The sequence below is a fragment of the Streptomyces mutabilis genome (assembly GCF_014649815.1).
Taxonomy (GTDB): domain Bacteria; phylum Actinomycetota; class Actinomycetes; order Streptomycetales; family Streptomycetaceae; genus Streptomyces; species Streptomyces mutabilis.
The window spans coordinates 1-652 of the sequence record NZ_BMTT01000170.1 but is presented as its reverse complement, the minus strand read 5'-3'; the positions used below and the strand labels follow the sequence as shown (position 1 = coordinate 652).

The 652-nt window shown below is 33.6% G+C and carries 1 protein-coding gene; it reads right to left on the bottom strand.

Annotated features, from left to right (window positions below; genetic code table 11):
- The coding region (locus IE142_RS35220) for an IS6 family transposase (RefSeq protein ID WP_191889451.1) at positions 1–544 on the bottom strand (544 nt) is incomplete at its 3' end.
- Positions 545–652 lie beyond the last annotated feature (108 nt).

Here is a 652-nt window from a genome sequence, read left to right as displayed (position 1 = left end):
TTTGATAACTTATTTTCCTTACTTTGATATGACGATGATCTTGTTCAATGAGATTATTTAAATATTTAGAGGTACAATGACAGTTCGAGTTAAGTTTAAAATCTTTGATTAGTTTAGACATTGCGATCTTCGTTGAAGGTGCTTGATCTGTAATTATCATTTTGGGTTTGCCAAATTGCTTGATAAGACGCTTAATAAAAGCGTATGCCGCATGATTATCTCGTTGCTTACGCAACCAAATATCTAATGTGTGGCCGTCTGCATCAATCGCACGATATAAATAGAACCATTTGCCCTTAATTTTGATATATGTCTCATCGACATGCCATTTATAATAAGCTTTTTTATGCTTTTGCTTCCAAATTTGATACAAAATCGGTGCATATTCTTGAACCCAACGATAGACTGTTGAATGATGAACAGTGACACCACGTTCTCTTAATATTTCAGATATATCACGATAACTCAATGCGTATCTTAGGTAGTAGCCAACGGCTACAGTGATGACATCTTTATCGAATTGTTTATATCTGAAATAGTTCATACAGAAGACTCCTTTTTGTTAAAATTATACTATAAATTCAACTTTGCAACAGAACCTCACTTTTTAACTCCTCCTTTATCCAAAGCTTAGCATCGCATAGTTATAACG